1 protein-coding gene is annotated in these 2,422 nt (G+C 64.1%); it reads right to left on the reverse strand.

What is annotated here, in order from left to right; translation table 11 throughout:
• Positions 1-1,800, reverse strand: a 1,800-nt coding sequence (locus CCN51_RS48420) for a collagen-binding protein (RefSeq protein ID WP_086861057.1), incomplete at its 3' end; no start/stop codon positions are given.
• Positions 1,801-2,422: the final 622 nt, after the last annotated feature.

Genomic DNA, 2,422 nt, shown 5'->3' on the forward strand with positions numbered 1-2,422 from the left:
CCACACCCGGTTGCCGATCTGAATCGGCGCGTTCGCCGCCTCATACGCGATATCGCCCAGCCCGCCGGCCTTACCGAACCCATTGTCGGTCGAAGCGACGAACTGGTACGCGTTGGCGGAATGGTTGTTACCGGGACCTTGGCCGGTCTCGACATTGTAGTAACCGGTCCCGCCGGTGCCGTAGTTGTCGGTCGGGTCCATCTGCGTGCTGACGACCCATTGCTGCTGCGGAATGTAGGCGACCGCCCCTTGGGAGGCTTCGTTGTGCACTCCCTGGATCTGCTCCGGGTTGGCCCTGTTCCGAACGTAGTCGCCCGGGAAGTATTCGACGACTCCGGTGCTCTGGCCGCCATCGGTTTCGGGCTTGGCGTGGTTGGGGCAATTCCCGGTGCCTTCCCACGAGTATCCACCCTCGGGATTGGCGCAGGCCATGCTGATGTCGCCACCGGACATACCGTTTTGCGGGGTGTCGTTGCCCGGCCGAGGGTCAAGACCGCCACCACTGACCACGTCCATGAACCGGTCGCGGAAACCGAGGATCATCGAACCGTCACGGGCGAAGGCGAGGGTGGCGAGCTCCGGCTGCGGATTGACGAGGGTATTTGATCCGCTGATCTTGAACTTGTCCCAGGTCAACAGGCTGGTGTTCCACGGGTTCCAGTGGTTGGCCTGGTCAACCCCTGTGGCACCGCCATAGACGGTACCGCGCTCGCCGGTAAGCGGCTGGGTCAGCACCGTGTCGAATTCCTCGCCGTCGTAGGTGTAGACGACGGCTTTCAGGTCTTCGCGCTTCTGCGTGCTCTCCGCACTGCACACGCCACCGACGTAGAGCTTGTTGTCGTGCGTGGAAAGCGCGAACGGCCGCCAGTCGGTGGGCAGCGCGCAGCCCGGGTCCGGGATGCGCACCGTCGCCTTGGGTGCGGATGCGGTGGTCTTGGTCGCATCGAAGCTGACCAGGGACCGGGTCCGCAGGTTCATCGCGTACAGCGTCGAGCCGTCTTCCGACAGGGCCAGGCCGCCGATGCTCTCCTTGCCCGGCGCATTGGTGAACCCGGCGTCCTTGATCATGTTGCTGGCGTCGTGCGGCGTCACCGCGGCGCCCGGCACCTTCGCGAACAGGGTCGGCGCGCTTCCACCGTCGGTCGGCGTGATGTAGATCGCGTCACCGCCGTCCGGCCCGTACGGGGTGTACCGCCGGGCGAACTCGCCCTGGAACAGCCGCTTCCGGTACTTGTCGTAGGCCAACGCGAACGTCGTGCCCACCTGGTCCTGCGTGTTGAGCGCGGTCGGGCATGCCGCCTGGTCAGGACACGTACCTCGTTTGTCCGTCCCGAACGCCACCAGTGCCCGGGTGTCTTTCCCGCTGGAAGAGTTCTGGATCGGCACGAAATACCGTGTGTCCGGCAGTGCGTAGTCGGCCGGGTTCCAGACCCCGGTGATGACCGAGTCGTCCTTACCGTCCGACACGTTTACGAAGGTCGTGAAGCTGTCGAAGTGGTTTTCCGCCGTCGAGGCCGGCGCCGCCTGAAGATACTTGTCGTACGGCGCCGGGATGGTGACATCGACGCGGTACTGACCGCCGGTCAGCTCGGTCGACTTCGAGACCACCACCTTTCCGGTGGCATCCGTGGTGCCGGAGACCCGATGGCCGTCAGGGTCCGACACCTCGACCTTCATGCCGCGCTGCGGCACGTCCATGGTCGTGTTGATCACGCCGGTGCCGAAGAAATCCCGGAGCACCTCAACGGTCAGGGTCCCGTCGCCAGTCGAAGCGGTGGCCGTCCCGGCCGTCGCGCCCATGACGCCACCCGACAGCAAGAGAACGGACAAGCCCACTCGCGCCAGCGCATCCGTACGCTTCCCGGCTGTCCGGTTTAATCTTCCATGCACTTTTCGCACAGCCATCACTCTCCCCTCGTGATGTCAACCGAACACCCGATTTCAGCCGTACATCCGCTTTTCGGCCCGGGTGACACTTCGGTCATGAAAAGGGCCCACCGCTGTTTCGGTGGGCCCGGTCGTTCTTGGTCGTCTTTGCGGATGTGGCGAATTCAGGGACTCGGGAATGCCTTCCCCAGACCAGTCGCACTCGTCCTCGCTTCCCTACACGAAAACGCACAAGAGTCTGAATAGTCATCCTGAATCGCTCTATCAGCGACGATACTGTAGCGGGTGGCTGCCAAGATCGGGGGGAGCTGAGGATGAATGAGCGGAACAAGTTATCAATGCGTCACGTGCGGCATATGAGAACAAAACGAGGTCCGCGGGGCGCGGGCGGGTGCGCTGGACCTTGCATGGCTACGGCGTTGAGCCGGCCGGGGCGAGCCGACGTCGATTGACCGGTCATCGAACGTGATCCGCCCGCCCGCGCTACTGCGATAGCGCGGGCGGGCGGATCACTCGTCTTTCAGTGCTGCCTGGT

Source organism: Streptomyces milbemycinicus, assembly GCF_002154605.1.
GTDB classification, from domain to species: domain Bacteria; phylum Actinomycetota; class Actinomycetes; order Streptomycetales; family Streptomycetaceae; genus Streptomyces; species Streptomyces milbemycinicus.